This window comes from Arthrobacter sp. NicSoilC5 (assembly GCF_019977395.1).
Lineage (GTDB): Bacteria > Actinomycetota > Actinomycetes > Actinomycetales > Micrococcaceae > Arthrobacter.
The window spans coordinates 3,255,587-3,271,841 of sequence record NZ_AP024660.1 but is presented as its reverse complement, the minus strand read 5'-3'; the positions used below and the strand labels follow the sequence as shown (position 1 = coordinate 3,271,841).

19 protein-coding genes and 1 tRNA gene are annotated in these 16,255 nt (G+C 67.2%); 4 read left to right on the top strand and 16 right to left on the bottom strand.

The annotated features are described in order from the left end of the window. Window positions 1–19 precede the first annotated feature (19 nt). The 10 genes from ureG to LDO22_RS15305 all read right to left on the bottom strand — a co-directional run bounded on the left by ureG (window position 20) and on the right by LDO22_RS15305 (window position 8,308). Window positions 20–634, bottom strand: coding sequence for an urease accessory protein UreG (gene ureG, locus LDO22_RS15350; RefSeq protein ID WP_224024317.1), 615 nt, complete (start codon window positions 632–634; stop codon window positions 20–22). Window positions 635–660: 26 nt separating this feature from the next. Continuing rightward, window positions 661–1,326, bottom strand: a complete 666-nt coding sequence (locus LDO22_RS15345) for an urease accessory protein UreF (protein WP_224024315.1) — start codon at window positions 1,324–1,326, stop codon at window positions 661–663. Window positions 1,327–1,476: 150 nt separating this feature from the next. Continuing rightward, window positions 1,477–1,962: an urease accessory protein UreE gene (gene ureE / locus LDO22_RS15340; RefSeq protein WP_159634188.1), complete on the bottom strand. Its 486-nt coding sequence runs from the start codon at window positions 1,960–1,962 to the stop codon at window positions 1,477–1,479. A gap of 33 nt (window positions 1,963–1,995) precedes the next feature. Beyond that, a complete protein-coding gene (ureC, locus tag LDO22_RS15335) occupies window positions 1,996–3,726 on the bottom strand; it encodes an urease subunit alpha (protein WP_224024313.1) in 1,731 nt (576 codons plus the stop codon). Next, window positions 3,723–4,076: an urease subunit beta gene (locus tag LDO22_RS15330; RefSeq protein ID WP_224024311.1), complete on the bottom strand. Its 354-nt coding sequence runs from the start codon at window positions 4,074–4,076 to the stop codon at window positions 3,723–3,725. The genes ureC and LDO22_RS15330 overlap by 4 nt, the downstream gene beginning before the upstream one ends. A gap of 11 nt (window positions 4,077–4,087) precedes the next feature. Continuing rightward, entirely contained in the window at window positions 4,088–4,390 is a 303-nt protein-coding gene (locus LDO22_RS15325) for an urease subunit gamma (RefSeq protein WP_224024310.1), read from the bottom strand. Window positions 4,391–4,500: 110 nt separating this feature from the next. Beyond that, window positions 4,501–5,058: an isochorismatase family cysteine hydrolase gene (locus LDO22_RS15320; RefSeq protein WP_159634200.1), complete on the bottom strand. Its 558-nt coding sequence runs from the start codon at window positions 5,056–5,058 to the stop codon at window positions 4,501–4,503. Window positions 5,059–5,132: 74 nt separating this feature from the next. Next, window positions 5,133–6,137 (bottom strand): LacI family DNA-binding transcriptional regulator, encoded by a 1,005-nt coding sequence (locus LDO22_RS15315; RefSeq protein WP_224024308.1) that lies wholly within the window; start codon window positions 6,135–6,137, stop codon window positions 5,133–5,135. Next, on the bottom strand, window positions 6,137–6,724 hold the full coding sequence (locus LDO22_RS15310) for an HhH-GPD-type base excision DNA repair protein (RefSeq protein WP_224024306.1): 588 nt from the start codon (window positions 6,722–6,724) through the stop codon (window positions 6,137–6,139). Before LDO22_RS15310 ends, LDO22_RS15315 begins: the two co-directional genes overlap by 1 nt. A gap of 57 nt (window positions 6,725–6,781) precedes the next feature. Then, on the bottom strand, window positions 6,782–8,308 hold the full coding sequence (locus tag LDO22_RS15305) for an alpha-N-arabinofuranosidase (RefSeq protein ID WP_224024304.1): 1,527 nt from the start codon (window positions 8,306–8,308) through the stop codon (window positions 6,782–6,784). Between the two features lie 361 nt (window positions 8,309–8,669). Here LDO22_RS15305 and LDO22_RS15300 point away from each other — a divergent pair, with 361 nt between their 5' ends. After that, window positions 8,670–9,569, top strand: coding sequence for an ANTAR domain-containing protein (locus LDO22_RS15300; RefSeq protein WP_224024302.1), 900 nt, complete (start codon window positions 8,670–8,672; stop codon window positions 9,567–9,569). 47 nt (window positions 9,570–9,616) lie between these two features. On the opposite strand, the gene LDO22_RS15295 is transcribed toward LDO22_RS15300, so the two are convergent. The 5 genes from LDO22_RS15295 to LDO22_RS15275 form a co-directional block, all read right to left on the bottom strand. Then, the gene (locus LDO22_RS15295; RefSeq protein ID WP_224024300.1) at window positions 9,617–10,513 is read right to left on the bottom strand and encodes an anti-sigma factor; all 897 of its coding nucleotides are present in this window, start codon (window positions 10,511–10,513) and stop codon (window positions 9,617–9,619) included. After that, window positions 10,500–11,078, bottom strand: a complete 579-nt coding sequence (locus tag LDO22_RS15290) for a sigma-70 family RNA polymerase sigma factor (RefSeq protein ID WP_224024298.1) — start codon at window positions 11,076–11,078, stop codon at window positions 10,500–10,502. The genes LDO22_RS15295 and LDO22_RS15290 overlap by 14 nt, the downstream gene beginning before the upstream one ends. Before the next feature lie 81 nt (window positions 11,079–11,159). Next, window positions 11,160–11,873 carry a class F sortase gene (locus LDO22_RS15285; RefSeq protein WP_224024296.1) on the bottom strand — a complete coding sequence of 238 codons (714 nt, stop codon included), beginning with the start codon at window positions 11,871–11,873 and terminating at the stop codon, window positions 11,160–11,162. 113 nt (window positions 11,874–11,986) lie between these two features. Then, the gene (locus LDO22_RS15280) at window positions 11,987–12,823 is read right to left on the bottom strand and encodes a DUF4397 domain-containing protein (RefSeq protein WP_159634222.1); all 837 of its coding nucleotides are present in this window, start codon (window positions 12,821–12,823) and stop codon (window positions 11,987–11,989) included. 150 nt (window positions 12,824–12,973) lie between these two features. Then, the gene (locus LDO22_RS15275) at window positions 12,974–13,993 is read right to left on the bottom strand and encodes a LacI family DNA-binding transcriptional regulator (protein WP_224024294.1); all 1,020 of its coding nucleotides are present in this window, start codon (window positions 13,991–13,993) and stop codon (window positions 12,974–12,976) included. Between the two features lie 161 nt (window positions 13,994–14,154). On the opposite strand from LDO22_RS15275, the gene LDO22_RS15270 reads away from it, so the two are divergent. Together LDO22_RS15270 and LDO22_RS15265 are read left to right on the top strand one after the other, a co-directional pair. After that, a complete protein-coding gene (locus tag LDO22_RS15270) occupies window positions 14,155–14,490 on the top strand; it encodes a transcription initiation protein (protein ID WP_224024292.1) in 336 nt (111 codons plus the stop codon). A 3-nt stretch (window positions 14,491–14,493) separates the two neighbouring features. Next, entirely contained in the window at window positions 14,494–15,111 is a 618-nt protein-coding gene (locus LDO22_RS15265) for a M23 family metallopeptidase (RefSeq protein WP_224024290.1), read from the top strand. A gap of 66 nt (window positions 15,112–15,177) precedes the next feature. Here LDO22_RS15265 and LDO22_RS15260 read toward each other — a convergent pair. After that, window positions 15,178–15,250 (bottom strand) — tRNA-Lys (locus tag LDO22_RS15260). Window positions 15,251–15,461: 211 nt separating this feature from the next. On the opposite strand from LDO22_RS15260, the gene LDO22_RS15255 reads away from it, so the two are divergent. Further along, entirely contained in the window at window positions 15,462–16,121 is a 660-nt protein-coding gene (locus LDO22_RS15255) for a hypothetical protein (protein ID WP_159634234.1), read from the top strand. Window positions 16,122–16,255 lie beyond the last annotated feature (134 nt).

The window sequence follows — 16,255 nt, the reverse complement described above, 5'->3', positions numbered from 1 at the left end:
CTTGCTGCCGCCGTCGTACTCATGCCAGGTCGAGCATCAGGACGTCGTGCCGGATCCATTCGATGACCTTCTCGAGGCCTTCGTCGGTTTTGAGGTTGGTGAAGCAGAACGGCTTGTTGCCACGGAATTCCTTGGAGTCCCGTTCCATGACGGACAGGTCGGCGCCGACGTGGGGTGCGAGGTCGGTTTTGTTGATGATGAAGAGGTCGGATTTGATCATGCCCTGGCCGGCTTTGCGGGGGATCTTTTCGCCTTGGGCCACGTCGATGATGTAGATGGAGAAGTCCACCAGTTCGGGGCTGAAGGTGGCAGAGAGGTTGTCGCCGCCGGATTCGACGAAGATGACCTGCAGGTCCGGGTGCCGGGTTTTGAGTTCCTCGATGGCGGCGGTGTTCATGGAGGTGTCTTCGCGGATGGCGGTGTGCGGGCAGCCCCCGGTTTCGACGCCGATGATGCGGTCCACGGGCAGGATGCCGTTGGCGGCGAGGATTTTGGCGTCCTCGATGGTGTAGATGTCGTTGGTGATGGCGGCCATGGAGATGTCGCCGCTCATGTGCCGGGTGAGGCGTTCCACGAGCTGGGTTTTACCGGCGCCGACGGGCCCGCCGATGCCGATTTTGATGGGTTCAGTCATGGTTTCCTCCTAGGTCACGAGCCCTGTCAGCTCATGAACATCCGGGCACGCTGGCGTTCGTGCCGCATTTGCGAAATTTCCAGTCCGGGGCTGACGGCGCCGAGGTCGTCCGCCGTGAGGTGCGCGACCGCGTCGATGGCGGCAGCGACGTCGTCGTGCGCTTTCCGCAGCACGCGCTGCCCGGCGTTCTGGCCGAGCGGGATGGCGCGGACGGCGTTCTGGGTGAGGGACGTGACGGTGGCGAAGAGGTAGGCGGCGAGCGCCTCCTGCAGCGGTACGCCCAGGGAGCGGGCGACGACGGCGAACGCCAGCGGCTGGTGCCCGGCGGCGCGGCCCGTGGCCACCAGGTCCCGGTACAGTTCCAGCGCGGGCGAGGGAAACACCTCAGCCCCAATCTCGAGCAGCCGGCCGCCCATCTTCACACTGGCCTCCCGGACCTGCCGCGGCAAAAGGGAAGCGGACAAAAGCGAGTCCAGCTCCCCAAGATCAGCCCCCTCATAGAGCAGCCGAACAGCAAGCCCATCGGAATAGGTCAGCTGCTGGCCGACGAAGGCACCGAGCCAGAGCCCGAAAGACCCTTCATCAAAAACGAGCTCCCGATCGATGTAGGTCTCAAACCCAAAAGAGTGAGCAAAAGCCCCAGTAGGAAGAGCAGAGTCAGTGAGCTGCTGAAGAGCAAGCTGGTAACTCATAACCGCGCTCCCAAGGCGACGTACCTGCCCAACCCGGCGGAGGCGGGTGATAGGGGCCGCGGCGTGGCGGGCACCGCGAAGCGGGCACGGCCCCTATCACCCGCCGAAGCCCCCGCCGACGCACCAGTAAGAGCGCGCAGCGCGTGAGAGTTAGTGCGAGTGTTCAGCATGGCGAAAAGGCACGGGCATGACGCGTTCCTGGCGGGAGTAGGGCACACCGGCATGGGTGAGGTAGTCCTCGACGGTGTGGTCGTAGGCGCACACCATGACGGCCGCCCCATACTCGCTGTCCGCGTCGAAGAATTGAGCCTGGAGGTGGCGGTTGCCGAGGGAGTGCGCAGTGACGCCCATTTCGTGGATGGTGCGGGGCGCGATGACCAGGACGTCGGTGGGCAGGACGGACACCACGATCATGTTGGCTTCTTCGACGTGGAGGATGTCGCCGTCGCGGAGGTCGCCGGAGCCGGCGGGGAGGCGGATGCCGATTTCCTTGCCGTGGTCGGTGGTGGCGCGCTGGATGCGTTTGACCAGCTGGGCGCTGGGCAGGACGACTTTTTCGCGGTGCAGGCCGGCGTAGGCTGCGAGGTCGGAGTCCGGCAGGTCGTGCAGGTTGCCCAGGACTTTGTCGATGATCATGTGGTTGCTTTCGGGGGTTTGGAATTCGCGGTTCTAGAAGAGGAAGTACCGCTGGGCCATGGGCAGCACGTCGGACGGTTCGCAGGTGACGTCCTCGCCGTCCACCGTCACCTGGTAGGTTTCCGGGTCCACCTGGATGTCGGGCGTGGCGTCGTTGTATTTGAGGTCGGCTTTGGTGAGGTTGCGGATTCCGGAGACGGGGCGGATGACCTTTTCCAGGCCCAGTTCCCGGGGCACCCCGGCGTCGATCGCCGCCTTGGACAGGAAGGTGATGGAGGACTGCTGCACAGCCTTGCCGAAGGTGGCGAACATGGGACGCATGGTCCGGGGCTGCGGGGTGGGGATGGACCCGTTGGAGTCGCCCATCAGTGCGTAGGCGATCTGGCCGCCCTTGAGCACCAGTTCCGGTTTGACGCCGAAGAACGCCGGGTCCCACAGCACCAGGTCCGCGAACTTGCCCACTTCCACTGACCCTACGGAATCGGCGATGCCCTGTGCGATGGCGGGGTTGACGGTGTACTTGGCCACGTAGCGCTTGAGCCGGAAGTTGTCGCTGTCCGCGCTGCCGTGCGTCCCGCCGTCGGCATCTTCCAACGCCCCGCGCTGCTTCTTCATCTTGTCCGCCACCTGCCAGGTGCGGGTGATCACCTCGCCTACCCGGCCCATGGCCTGGGAGTCGGAGGAGGTGATGGAGAAGATGCCCAGGTCCTGTAGGACGTCCTCGGCGGCGATGGTCTCGGCGCGGATGCGGGAATCGGCGAAGGCCACGTCCTCGGGAATGTCCGGGTTGAGGTGGTGGCAGACCATCAGCATGTCCAGGTGCTCTTCGATGGTGTTGCGCGTGTACGGCAGTGTGGGGTTGGTGGAGGCCGGCAGGACGTTGGGCAGGCCTGCAATCTTGATGATGTCCGGAGCGTGGCCGCCGCCGGCGCCTTCGGTGTGGAAAGTGTGGATGACCCGGCCGGCGATGGCGCGGATGGTGTCCTCCACGAACCCGCACTCGTTCAGGGTGTCGGTGTGGATGGCCACCTGGACGTCGTACTCGTCAGCCACGGTGAGCGATGTGTCGATGGAGGAGGTGGTGGCTCCCCAGTCTTCGTGGACCTTGAGCCCGATGGCACCGGCACGGATCTGCTCGGCGAGGGGTTCGACGGCGGACGCGTGGCCTTTGCCGAACAGGCCGATGTTCATGGGGAACGCCTCGGCGGCCTGCAGCATCCGCTGGATGTGCCACTTTCCGGGCGTCACGGTGGTGGCTTTGGTGCCTTCGGCGGGGCCGGTGCCGCCGCCGATCATCGTGGTTACGCCGCTGGCCAGGGCGGTGGGGATCTGGTCCGGGGAGATGAAGTGGATGTGGGTGTCGATGCCGCCGGCGGTGAGGATTTTCCGCTCGCCCGCGATGATTTCCGTGCTGGAGCCGATCACGATGTCCACGCCGTCGGTGATCTGTGGGTTGCCGGCCTTGCCGATCCGGAAGATGTGGCCGTCCTTCAGCGCCACGTCTGCCTTGTAGATCCCTGTGTGGTCCAGGATCACGGCGTTGGTGATGACGGTGTCCGGAATGTCCTCATCACGGGTTGCCTGGCCGTTCTGCCCCATGCCGTCGCGGATCACCTTGCCGCCGCCGAACACCACTTCCTCGCCGTACACGGTGAGGTCTTTTTCGATTTCGAGGAAGAGCTCGGTGTCCGCCAGGCGGATCTTGTCCCCGGTGGTCGGGCCGTAAAGGTCCGCGTACTGCCGGCGCGGAATCTCGAAGCTCACTCGCCTTCCCCTTCCGTAAGGGGCCCGCTTTGGCGCGTGCCGCCGTCGAGCCTTCCATTGACCGCGTTGCTGAGCCCGTAGACCTCCCGGGTCCCGGCCAGTTCAATAAGCCTCACGCTCCGCGAATCCCCCGGCTCGAACCTGGCTGCCGTTCCCGCGGGGATGTCCAGGCGCCGGCCGTAAGCTGCTTCGCGGTCGAAGGCCAGGGCCGCGTTGGCCTCGGCAAAATGGAAATGCGACCCCACCTGGACGGGCCGGTCGCCCGTGTTGGTCACGGCCACCTCGATGGCCTTACGGCCCGCATTCGCGGTCACGGGCTCCGGCCGGAGGACGTACTCGCCTGGAATCATTGCCGCGCTCCTTAACGGATGGGGTTGTGGACGGTGACCAGCTTGGTGCCGTCCGGGAAGGTGGCCTCGATCTGGACGTCGTGGATCATCTCCGGCACGCCTTCCATCACGTCCGCCCGGGTGAGCAGGGTGGTGCCGTAGCTCATGAGGTCGGCCACGCTCCTGCCGTCGCGGGCGCCTTCGATCAGTTCATAGCTGATGATGGCCACGGCCTCGGGGTAGTTGAGCTTGAGGCCGCGGGACTGCCTTCGGCGGGCCAGGTCGGCGGCCACCACGATCAGGAGTTTCTCCTGCTCACGCGGCATAAGATGCATGGGGTTCCCTTCGACGGCCTGCGGCGTGCTGCCAGCGTAAGCGGGTCACGTTTCCGCCAGGTTTCAGGAGTATCAACAAAAGCTGGGGATATGCCCCAACGGTGGGAAGGCTAGTTTGCCCCGCTGAGCCGGGCAAGGATCTCGTCGCTGGACTGGATGGGCTGCCGGTAAGTGGCGGAGAGGATGCGGAGCATGTCGGCAGCGTCCTGGTCGGCTTCGGAGGCCATCGCGTCCTTGGCGTAGGTGACCCGGATGTTGTGCGCGAATGCGTCGGCTGCGGTCTGGGCGATGCAGTTGTGCGTGGAGACGCCGGCGAGCACCACCTCGCCGGCGTCCCAGTTCCGCAGCCGCGCCAGCAGGTTGGTTCCCACGAAGGCGCTGTCCCTGGTCTTGTTCAACTGGGGCAGATCCTTCCTGATGAGGCCGGGCACCGACTGGGCCTGCCCGCTCCCGCGGAAGATGAAGCCCTGGTCATCGTCCAGCATGCTGAGGGTCCAGGTGGACTTGTCCCGCTCGTGTTCGGTGCCGACCAGGAGCGCGGCGTGCCCGGCGGCCTTGAACCCTTCCAGCAGCCGGTTGCACTCACTCACCACCCGGTCCTGCTGGGCCGCCAGTTCGGGCGTTTCGAAGAATGCGTTCTGCATGTCGATGACCAGGAGGGCAATCATGTGGGCACCTTTCCTCGTTGAACCGGTGGGCCGGGTGGTGAGGAAAAGTTACCCGCGTGGAGCGCGGCGAAACCCTAGGGTGCGGATTCCCTGACCTTCAGTTCGAACCCGGCTTCCACGTGCACGCCCTGTTCCGAGGGCTCCCTGCCGGCGATCCGCTCCAGCAGCAGATGGATGGACCGCTCCGCGATCTCATCCATGCCCGGCGAGACGGTGGTCAGGGAGGGGGACGCGAACCGCGCCTCGTCGATGTCGTCAAAACCGGCCACCGCCACGTCCTGCGGCACCTTGACGCCGCGGATCAGCAGCTCGTGCATGGCCCCCAGCGCCAGTACGTCATTCAGCCCGAAGACGGCGTCGAACTCCACGCCCTTATCCAGCAGGCCGGCGACGGCGGCAGCACCCGTATCGCGCCGCCATTCAGCCGGTGCCACGAGCGCGGCGTCGAAGGGGATGCCTGCTTCCGCCAGCGCACTCCGGTACCCGTTCAGGCGCAGGCCCGCAGTCCCGGCGGACTCCCCCGCGTTCGCTCCCACCACGGCGATACGACGGCGGCCGCCGGCCAGCAGATGCCTGGTCAGCGCAGCCGCGGCTTCCTCATTCTTCATGGTCACCAGATCGAACCGGGGATCCACGATGTGCTCGCCGAGCATCACCACCGGTTTTTTGCCCGCCCGCGCGGCAATAGCATCCGCGTCCACCACCAGCGGCGTGAACAGGAGGCCGTCGGTGAGCTGCCGGAAGGTCCCCTGGAGGGCGCCAAGTTCAGCGGAGGCTTCGGCGTCGGACTGCTCCACCATCACCCGGTACCCGTGCCGGGCGGCAGCCTTCATCAGCCTGGACGCCAGCTCGGCATAGTAGGGGGCGGAAAGGTCGGACAGGACCAGGCCCAGCATGGACGTCTTGCCGGACCGCAGGCTGCGGGCGGTGAGGTTGGCCTCGTAGCCCAGCTCCGCGATGGCATCCTGCACCCGTTGCTTGGTGGCGGGACGGATGAATTCATAGTCGTTCAGGACGTTCGAAACGGTTTTGAGGGAGACGCCTGCCGCCCTCGCGACGTCGTTCATGGTGACTGCCATTAACGTTCTTTTCCTGCCTTTGCCGCCGCCTTGGCAGCCTGCTTGCTGGCCCGCACCTTGACCAGGGATTCCGGGTCCACGATGTCGGCCACCGACAGGTAGGCGCCATCCTCACCGTAGTGTCCTGCCGCTTCGCGCCAGCCCGGAGCCTCCAGGCCCCGCTGCTTGCCCAGCAAGGCAAGGAAGATCTTCGCCTTTTGCTCCCCGAAACCGGGCAGCGCTTTGAGCCGCCGCAGCACCTCGGCACCGTCCGGCGAGCCTTTGGTCCAGATGGCGGCGGCGTCACCGTCCCACTCGTTCTGGACCGCCTCGGCGAGCGCCTGCACGCGCGCAGCCATGGAGCCCGGAAAACGGTGGACGGCGGGCCGTTCCTTGAACATCTCCACGAACGCCGCAGGATCATGCGCCGCAATGGCCCCGGGCTTGAGCGACCCGATCCGGGTCCGGATCTTTTCCGGCCCGGCGAACGCGGATTCCATCGTTACCTGCTGGTCCAGCAGCATGCCGGTCAGGAGGGCAAAATCGTCCTCACTCAACAACTTGTCCGCGACGGGATCACCCGTGATGTGCAGTTCCATGCCGTCCATCCTCCCACCTGCGGACCGCCGTCGTCATAAGCACGCCCCCAGGGAAATTTCGCCGGGTCAGGACTCCACGGCCAGCCGGATCATGGACCAGGACACGGCCGGAAGCTCAGCGGTGAGCCGGCCGCCTTCCACCTTCACCGTGCCGTTTTCCGAGGGCAGGACGGAGGTGGAATCGTCGGCGCTGGCCTGCCAGTAGGGGTCCTTGTTGGCGTAGGTGACGGCCTCCACCACCCGGACATCGCCCAGGCCTGCCACGGCAGCATCCAGTGCGAGGGCATCGGCGGCCGATCGGTTCACTGCGAACACTGTGGCCTCACCCTTGTCCGGGTCGTAGGTGGCGACGGCGGACAGTGCCGCGAAGCCGGTCGTGGTGCCGCCGTTGACCAAGGGGGATTCGACGGCGAGCTGCAGCACCGTGCCGGAGGCGTGCCGGGAGGTCAGGGCGAAGGGGTGGAAGGTGGTCTGCTTCCAGGACCGGCCTCCGGGTTCGGTCATGATGGGTGCGATGACGTTCACCAGCTGCGCCAGGCTTGCCGAGTGGACGCGGTCGGTGTTCCGGAGCAGCGTGACCAGGAGGTCCCCCACCACTACGGCGTCCGCCACTGTGTAGGTGTCCTCCAGCAGGACGGGGGCCACTGGCCAGTCCTTGCCTGTGGGCACCTTGGACTCGTCACGGCTCATGTGCCAGACGTTCCACTCGTCGAAGGAGATGTTCACCTGCCTGCTGGACTTCTTGACTGACTTCACGTGGTCGATGTGGCTCACGATGTCGCGGATGAAGGCCTCCATCTTGTGCCCGGCAGCCAGGTGTTCCTGCAGGTCGCCGAAGTCCTCGAAGTACTGGTGCGCCGAGATCAGGTCCACCAGGTCGTAGGTTTCCGCCAGGACCACGCGCTCCCACTCCCCAAAGGTGGGCATGCTGGGCCCGGAGCTGCCGCAGGCCACGAGTTCCAGGTCCGGGTCGATCATGCGCATCGCGCGGGCTGTGTCCGCCGCGAGCCGGCCGTACTCCAGGGCGTTCTTGTGGCCGATCTGCCAGGGGCCGTCCATTTCGTTGCCCAGGCACCACATCTTGATGCCGTAGCCGTTGCCTGCCCCGTTGCTGCGGCGTTGCTCGGAGAGGGCGGTCCCGCCGTCGATGTTGCAGTACTCCACGAGGTCCAGTGCCTCCTGCACGCCGCGGGTGCCCAGGTTGACGGCCATCATGGGTTCCACGCCCGCCTTGGCCGACCACCTGGCGAACTCGTCTACGCCCACGGTATTGGGGTCGGTTGAGTGCCAGGCCAGGTCCAGGCGCGCGGGACGCTGGTCCACCGGGCCCACGCCGTCCTCCCAGCGGTAGCCGGAGACGAAGTTGCCGCCGGGGTAGCGCACGGTGGAAACGCCAAGTTCACGGGTCAGTTCCAGGACGTCCTTGCGGAAGCCGTCCTCATCGGCGTCCGGGTGTCCGGGTTCGAAGATCCCGGTGTAGACGCACCGGCCCAGGTGCTCAACGAACGCGCCAAAGGTTCGACGGCGGACGGGGCCCACGGTGAACGACGGATCGATGGTGATTTTGGCTGCGGCTGGTTGTGGCTGGGTCACAGGGATATCCTCGGGTAGTTTTTACAACGTTATAGAAGATATTGTTTGTTGCCCCGCTCCGGGAGTCAAGGGTTTGGCCTGCGGCGCCGCCGCGAGGTTCCAGCCGGGGCCGGAGGACCCCGCGGCGCGCCCACCTGCGGCGACGCTCCAAACAGCGCAGGACCCGGAACCTCCAAGTACTACCTAATCGAAAAAACAGGTACCAGCTACGCATTCACCGGGGACCGGAGGCCCATTAGGTTTTTTCACAGAGACAAGACCTTCAGGCTCTCGGTACTTGGCTCACTAGGGGGGTGTGAGACCGGCAATGCATCGTTCACCACACATAGGCCGCGCAGGCTTCCCGGTCCATCGGACCCGGGTGATAGGCGGGGCCGGCGACGAGGAGTCCTTCGAGACCAAGGACTCTCCCCCAGCCGTCGCCGGCCCTCTTGCCCGTCCGCTCTCCCGGAGGGGCAATACACCGCTGCCCGGGGAGGGCAGCCATGAGCACGCAAACCCACAGAACACGGCTCTCCTGCTGGACCTGGTCAATGGCGCCCGGACCCTGGCAGACTCCCTGGACCTGCTGGTGGCGGCATCGGCCGCGCACGTGGTCAGGACCGCCGGCATCGACGTCGGCTGCGGCCTGGTGCTTCACCAGCCCAAACGCGGTCCCGCCGTCACCGGCACCACCGACGAGGTAGTCACCCTGCTGGAGTGGGAACGGGAAACGGCCGAAGGACCGGTGACCGACGTCATGGCAGGCGGCCACCCCGTGGCCGTCCTCCAAAGGAACGGGGACTTCCGCTGGCGCCACTATTCCAGCCAACTGCAGGCGGCCGGCTTCGGCAGCGCCCTCGCGGTCAGGCTCCGCCTGGACGCAGAACTTCCCGCCGACGACGGGATCCCCGGCAACAGCGAACTCGGCCAGTCAAGGGCCGCCCTCGCCTTCTTCGCCCAGGACTCGAAGGCCTTCCCGCTCCAGGTCATCGCGGAGGCACGTACCTTCGCGATGCTGGCAACCAAAAGCCTGCAGATGGCCATCAACCTGCACACTGCGCGGTCGCTGGCCACGGACCTCCGCTCGGCCCTGGACAGCCGCACGTCCATCAATGTGGCCTGCGGCGTGATAATGGCCCAGAACAGGTGCTCCTACCAGGAGGCGTTCGCCATCCTCGCCAAGGCGTCAAGCCACCGGAACATCAAGGTGCGCAAGGTGGCCGAGGACATCCTGGAGCGGCTTCCGGAAGGTGCTCCGCACTCACACTTCGGCCGCTGACCCGCTGCCGGTCCAGCCTGGTTGGCGGGTGCGCCCGCGGGCCCGAATCAGGATGTGAGGGTGCCCCGGGCAATACTGATGGTGGAGTGGGCCGGGTTGCCGTCCATGGGCTCGTCCGATACATCCACCACCGGGTACTGGGACAGGTCAAGTCCGGCAGGCACCGGGAACGTTCCTGATGTGGAGTTCATGACGCCCAGGCTGACCAGCTTGGAAAGGTCCGGCGCGATCAGCCACACCTCCTGGTAACCCTTGGCTTCATCCTTGTCCAGGCTGACCTCCAGGCTGCGGGAACCATCCTTGGCCTCCACCACTTTGGCCGATCCCGCCGCGGAGTGCTGCGGCAGCGGGGTCAGCTGGGTTGCCGCCAGCTCCTGGGGCTGGGGCGGGCGGTTGAAGGCCCAGACGGCGCCGAAAACCACCAGGACAGCAGCTGCCGCCGTTGCCAGCCACGTTCCGGGTCGCTGCCACGCGCCCCTCGTCCGGGCACTGTCCGTTCCGGCACCCCCTGTCGGGGTTCGCCTTGTCCGGCTGCCGCTTGTTTTGTCACCGAGAGAGACAACGTTCGACGTCGGAATGTCCCCGGGTGCGGGCGTGCCGGCGGGAGCTGCGGCACCTCCGTCAGCCCCGCGACGTTCAGCCCCGCGTTCCCCTGAAACGTCTTCCACAGGCCCGGGTTCCGCCGGCACCCCCGCCGCAAGCGGGTCCTCCCGGACGTAATCGCCCAAGCCCAGTTCGCGGTGGATTCCGGCCCAGACCTGGGGCCCGGGCACGGAGAGCAGGCTGGTGTCCGGCGTCGTCTTCACCGCGTCCACCGCCCGCCGCAGGGCGGCGTAGTCGGCGGCGCACTGCGGGCAGGCCAGGAGGTGCTCCCGGCCGCCCGGGTCGTCCCAGTCGTCGTACAGCGCCAGGAGGCTCAACTGTTCCGGATCAAGATGCGGCATGGTCTACCTCCAATCTGCTTCTCAGGTGCGTCAGGCTGCGGCGGATGTGGCTCTTGACGGTACCAAGGGGAAGGTCCAGTTTCCGCGAAATCTGTTCGTGCGTCAGGTCCTCGTAGAAGGCAAGCTTCATGATGGACCCCTGGGGCTCACCCAGCCTTTCCAGTTCACCGTCCAGGAGCAGCCGGTCCGCCAGCGTTTCCGCGGCCTCCGTTCCTGCCCCCGCGTCCCCGGCCAGGCCGGCGCCCGCGGCAGCGTAAGCTTTGCGCGCTTCGCGGGCCGAGGACTGCTGGGCATCCGCGATGGCATTGCGCGTGATGCCAACAATCCACGCCGGGAGCCGGGCAACCTGCGGGTTGAAGGTGCTCCGGGAGCGCCACACCCGAATGAAGACCTCCTGGGTCACGTCGTCCGCCGCCGCGCGGTCCGCGAGGGAGCGGAGGGCCAGCGTATGCACCAGCGGCGCGAACTCGCGGTAGGCCGCCGCCAGTGCGCGCTCATCGCCGGACAGGAAAGAGTCGGTGAGCCCGTCATCCCATCCAGGGGACGCGCGGCCGGGGAGGGTCACGGGCGGCTCCCTCCCGGCTTCGGCGACGAGATACATGGCTGGCCACCGGCTGTGCAGGAACTGGTTCATGCGGGGACCGGTTCAGGCAGGGACTGCGGTGACAATCACATTGTCGCTGTAGTCCATCCGCTCGTCCAGCCATTTGCCGCCGCAGGTGACCAGCTTGAGTTCATGGGGCCCTGACCGCCTGAAAAGGGACGCGCCGTCGAACCTGTCCTTGGCCATCAGCTCCACGCCCACCACCCGGTAGCTGAGGGAGGGGGCGCCGTCCCTTCCCACGCGGATAATGGTTCCCGCCGGGAGCGACTTCAGGGCGGAGAAGGGCGCGCGGTCCGAGGTGGTGTCGATATGTCCGGCGATGACGGCGGCGCCTTCGGCCGCCCCGGGGGCGGGGCCGAACCTGTACCAGGCGGCACGGTCGAACACGTCCGGGATCTCCATCGCTGCTGCGGTGGACACTCCCCCGGGCACCACCGGCATATCAATGGCCGTGCCGGCCACGGTGAGCGACGTGGGTACCGGGGCTGGAGCGTTCACCGGCAGGGTGGCTGGCCGGAGCGGGATGCCCCCCGGCCGCGTGCTGCCAGGACTGGAAGGGTTTGGGGTGGAGGCGGCGGCGCTGGAAGGGGCGGTCGCCTGCGGCAGCAGGGAAGCCGGCGGTGCCTGCCCGGAATTGGACGGGCCGGCGGAACCGCAGCCGGAGAGAACCAGCACTCCAGCCACCAGCGCTGCTGCCGCACCCCTTGAGGCAGGCCGACTGCGGGACCGGCCTTCCGGCGTCGTAAGTGCGTTCATGACTGGCCTCCTTCCAAAGAAGACATCGGTTGGGGAACAAAGGGGGCCCGCGCAGGGGCCCGACCGCGGGTGTGCGGACGGGCCCCTGCACTGATGGTCCTGCAGCCGGGCGGCTACAGTTCGGCCCGCCGGGCGCGGACGGCGCGGCCTACGCCCACCGCCCCGGCCAGCAGGGCCAGCGCTGCCAGGCCGAACCCGGCGGTGGCAACTGCGGGACCCGCCCCGCCGGTCTTTGCGGAACCGTCAAGGGCGCCGGGCACCGAGGCCGGAGCGGTGTGCAGGCCCTCGATGGTCTGAACGGCCAGCTTCAGGTTCTGGTCCGCCAGGCTGCCCCAGGCGTAGACAATGGTGTGCGTCCCTTCGGCCACCGTGACGTCCGCCGGGCCGATCACGGGGGTGGTGGTGCCGGCGGCGGCAACTGCGGCCGGGACCGTGCCGGGATCGAGGGTCAGGGTTTGTTCGTTCGGGTTGGCCAGGTTGGTGACGACGGCGGTGCCGCCGGCCAGGACATCGACGGCGGGTGCGGCGGCGGCATGCCGGACGGTCAGTTTGCCCTTGCCGGCCTCGATCCGGGAGACGTCATTGGTGAACAGGCTTGCCGTGGGCTTGCCGTCTGCGCCGAGGTGGGCGGCTGCTGTGTAGTTTCCGTTGGCGGCCAGGGTGACGCTGACGGGACCGATGGCGGGGGCGGACGCGTCGGGTGCGTCGGCTGCCGTGATGGCAATTTCGTAGGTGCCCGCGGGAAGGGCCAGCGGACCGGCGAGGGTTCCCGGGGTGAAATCGTCCAGCGTCCGGTCGCCGTTGACCCAGACGTCCACGGTGAGTCCGGGAACGCCGTGCAGCACTGAGAGCTGGGCGTCTCCCTCTGCTGCGTTGGCGGGGCCGGCCAGGGCGATTGCGGCTGCAATGACTGCCGCCCCGGCACCTGCGGTAAAGATTGTGTTGCGCATGTCCATCTCCTTGAACGGCCCGGCTGCCGGGCGTTTTTGCTGACACCCCTACTACCGGCGCAGGCCCGGATTTGGATGCAGATTCATGGAGATTTTTTAACTTTTCTTCCGTCGGGGTTTAGGCCGCCCCTCCAGGCACCCCGTGAGCCTCTAACCGGACGCCGGGGCGGCGGTGCTGGCGCGGAGGACAAGCTGCGGCGGCACCACCGTGGAGCTCACCGCGGCACCTGACTCAATTTCAGCGAGCATGATGTCCATGCAGCGGCGCCCCAGTTCCTCGAAGTCCTGGCGTACGGTTGTCAGCGGCGGCGTGAAGTAGCCCGCTTCGGGCTGGTCGTCGAAGCCCACCACGGAGACGTCGTCGGGCACCCTGACGCCCGCCTCGGTGAACGCGCGCAGGAGGCCCAGGGCCATCTGGTCGTTCCCCACAAAGATGGCCGTGGCCGTGAGTCCGGACGCCAGCCGGCGGCCGATTGCATAGCCGCTCCCCGCACTCCAGTCCCCTTCCACCATGAGTGATTCGTCCAGCCCTGCCTCCCGAAGCACCGCGCGCCAGCCCTCCGCGCGCTCGGCACCGTCCGTCCAGTCGGGAGGGCCGGCGATATGCCCGATCCGCAGGTGGCCCTCCTTGACCAGATGTTCGACGGCGAGCCTGGCGCCCGCGCGCTGGTCCACCATGGCCCCGCTGACGGAGGCGCTGCCGGCGGAGCCCACGGCCACCACGGGCACCGGAAGGTTCAGCTGCTCCAGCACGGCCAGGGTGTCCGCGTGCGGGACCAGTACCGCAATCCCGTCCACGGCCTGGTCCATGAAGTGGCCCACCGCGTCGGCGATGGCGTCCCTGCTCACTTCCCGCAACGCCGCGATGCTGACAAAGTAGCCGGCGTTGCGGGCCGCATGTTCCACCCCCAGCAGGGTGTTGGCGGGCCCGTACTGGGAGAGTTCACTGGCCAGCACGCCGATGGTCTGCGAGCGCCGCGTGACCAGGCTCCGGGCCGCGGTGTTGCGGCGGTACCCCAGCTCGGCAATGGCTGCCTCCACCTTTTCCCGGGTCGCCTTGCTCACGTTGGGGTGGTTGTTCACCACGCGGGAGACGGTCTGGTGGGAGACGCCGGCCACCTTGGCCACGTCTTCCAGGCGCGGCATCCGGCCCTTGCTGGTTTTTACCATGTGCCTATTGTGCCTGCTGCCGCCTCCGCAGCTCCCCGTGTTGCGCCCGCTGGTGCCGCGGGCTTGGGCGCCCGTGAAGAGTGCGGCTGAATCCTTGCGCGGCAGCTGACCAATGGGAAGGATAAGGGTGATCCACCGTTTGCGAAGAAGGAGCCGGCGGAATGACCAAGTACCTGATCTCGTTTCCCAGCGGCGCCATGGACATCCCCGACGGCGGCCTGCAGGAAGTAGCGGACGCCGCCCACGCCGTGGTCCAGGAGGCCAAAGACGCCGGAGTATGGGTTTTCGGGGGCGGCATTGACGAGAGTGTCCCGCCCGTCAGCGGCGACGGATCGGTACGTGCGGGCACCTACCCCCAGAGCGCGCAGATCGAGGGCGGCTACACGGTGCTGGAACTGCCCGCATACGACGCCGCGGTGCAGTGGGCTGCGAAGATCGCGGTGGCCTGCCGCTGCCCGCAGGAGCTGCGCGCCTTCCAGTACGATCCCGCCGGCTGAACCGTGAATCCGGCAGGCCCGGTTGACCTGGCCTATCCCTTCACGGGCACCTGGCTGGTGCAGAACTCACCGGCGGACCGGGTCCCCAGCCACGGGACGCGGCTCTTTGCCACGAGCTTCGCCATCGATTTCACGCCGGTGGATGCCAGCGGGCAGTCGGCACCGCTCACCCTGGCCTCCCTGTTCCGGCCCGAGCCGCCGGAACGCTTCGCAGGGTTCGGCAGGACTGTGACGGCGCCGGCGTCCGGCGTGGTGTGCGCCGCCCATGACGGGGAACCTGACCACGCAGCTTTCCGCGGTTTTCCTTCGATCGGTTATGCCGCAACCCAGGCCCGGCGCGTGCGGGAGGGGTGGCTGGGCTTGGCCGGCAACCACGTGATCATCGAGTCCGGCGGGGTGTTCATCGCGCTGTGCCATCTCAAACGCGGGAGCGTCTGCGTCCAGCCGGGCCAGATGGTGGGTTGCGGGGAGCCGGTGGGACTGTGCGGCAACTCGGGCAACAGCACGGAACCGCACGTGCACGTGCAGGCCATGGACTCGGCAGACCCTGGACAGGCTTCCGCGGTTCCCGTCTCTTTCGCGGGCGGACTGCCGCGGAACGGGGCTGTTGTGGCTGCCTGACCGTGGCTGCTTAAAAGCATGGGGCCCGCCTGCACGTTCGCGGCGGACCCTCGTGGTCTTGATGGGTGGGCCCTGTGGGGCTCGAACCCACGACCCACGGATTAAAAGTCCGATGCTCTACCAACTGAGCTAAAGGCCCCTGCCGCCGGCCAAACACGCTGTGTTTTGCCCGTACGGCCCAATCCATTTCTGGACGTTAATACTCTAACCCATGGTTCCGGACACTTCGCACACGCCCCGGGCGCCGCCGTCGTACGTTTTCACCCCGCGGTCCGGGCCCCTGCCGCCGTCACCGGACAAGCCCCGCGGACGCTCGATTTCCGCTGTGGCACAGGAGTAGCGTGGGGGGCATGAGCGAGCAAGCAGGAACAACTCCGTACGGCGGCAGCAACCGGCACCATAAGCCCAAGCCCTTCGCTCCGATGGATTTCGAGCCCTTCGCAGGCGGTGCCGATCCCGCCCGGGTATCAGAGGCTGCCCACCTTGCCGCGCAGGCCCTGGTCCGCCATGGCCGCGACAGCGACGATCCGGTGATCACCGAACGCCTGGTGAAGCTCGCGGACGAACAGGGCCTGGACGCCATCGCCGAGATGTGGGCGGAGAGCCCTGCCCGCTCCCTTCCCGGCGCCCTCTGGCGGCTCTACGCACTGCGTGCCGCCACCGTCCAGGACCCCGAACGCATCAGCGTCTACTTCCGCGCGGGCAGGGACACCGCCCAGGTATCCAACGTGGTGGCCGGCGCGGCTGAGCCGCCCGGCGCCGACGAAATGCGCACCATGGCGGACGCCATCCTTTCCGGCGCGTTCGACGGCGATTTCGACGTCGCGCTGGAACGTTCCGCCGCCTTCTGCCGCGTGGTGGCGCTCGGCCAGGCCACCCTCGCCGACGGCGCCGAGCATGCCAACGAGGCCCACGCCAGCAAACTGACCCGCAACTCCCACCAGCTGGTCAAGACCGCCGAGGACCTTGAACACGCGGCCAACGCGTGGCGCCTGGGCGAACTGGACTGAGGCGTCTTTTCCCCCGGCGGACCGGATTTCCGGGACGAACCAAGCCCCCGCTGTCAAGATTGACTTGGGCCGGGTGAAGTAGAAGACTGAAACCGGTGCCGAGCCGCGAAACCCCCGGGCTTCAACAATTAGCC

What these genes read in the sequence shown, in the direction of transcription:
- LDO22_RS15270 (WP_224024292.1), top strand. Translation starts at nt 14,155, where the DNA reads ATGACCAAGTACCTGATCTCGTTTCCCAGCGGCGCCATGGACATCCCC.
- LDO22_RS15285 (WP_224024296.1), bottom strand. Translation starts at nt 11,873, where the DNA reads ATGAACGCACTTACGACGCCGGAAGGCCGGTCCCGCAGTCGGCCTGCC.
- LDO22_RS15330 (WP_224024311.1), bottom strand. Translation starts at nt 4,076, where the DNA reads ATGATTCCAGGCGAGTACGTCCTCCGGCCGGAGCCCGTGACCGCGAAT.
- ureG (WP_224024317.1), bottom strand. Translation starts at nt 634, where the DNA reads ATGACTGAACCCATCAAAATCGGCATCGGCGGGCCCGTCGGCGCCGGT.
- LDO22_RS15275 (WP_224024294.1), bottom strand. Translation starts at nt 13,993, where the DNA reads ATGGTAAAAACCAGCAAGGGCCGGATGCCGCGCCTGGAAGACGTGGCC.
- LDO22_RS15255 (WP_159634234.1), top strand. Translation starts at nt 15,462, where the DNA reads ATGAGCGAGCAAGCAGGAACAACTCCGTACGGCGGCAGCAACCGGCAC.
- LDO22_RS15280 (WP_159634222.1), bottom strand. Translation starts at nt 12,823, where the DNA reads ATGCGCAACACAATCTTTACCGCAGGTGCCGGGGCGGCAGTCATTGCA.
- ureE (WP_159634188.1), bottom strand. Translation starts at nt 1,962, where the DNA reads ATGATCATCGACAAAGTCCTGGGCAACCTGCACGACCTGCCGGACTCC.
- LDO22_RS15320 (WP_159634200.1), bottom strand. Translation starts at nt 5,058, where the DNA reads ATGATTGCCCTCCTGGTCATCGACATGCAGAACGCATTCTTCGAAACG.
- LDO22_RS15295 (WP_224024300.1), bottom strand. Translation starts at nt 10,513, where the DNA reads ATGCCGCATCTTGATCCGGAACAGTTGAGCCTCCTGGCGCTGTACGAC.
- LDO22_RS15315 (WP_224024308.1), bottom strand. Translation starts at nt 6,137, where the DNA reads ATGGCAGTCACCATGAACGACGTCGCGAGGGCGGCAGGCGTCTCCCTC.
- LDO22_RS15310 (WP_224024306.1), bottom strand. Translation starts at nt 6,724, where the DNA reads ATGGACGGCATGGAACTGCACATCACGGGTGATCCCGTCGCGGACAAG.
- LDO22_RS15345 (WP_224024315.1), bottom strand. Translation starts at nt 1,326, where the DNA reads ATGAGTTACCAGCTTGCTCTTCAGCAGCTCACTGACTCTGCTCTTCCT.
- LDO22_RS15325 (WP_224024310.1), bottom strand. Translation starts at nt 4,390, where the DNA reads ATGCATCTTATGCCGCGTGAGCAGGAGAAACTCCTGATCGTGGTGGCC.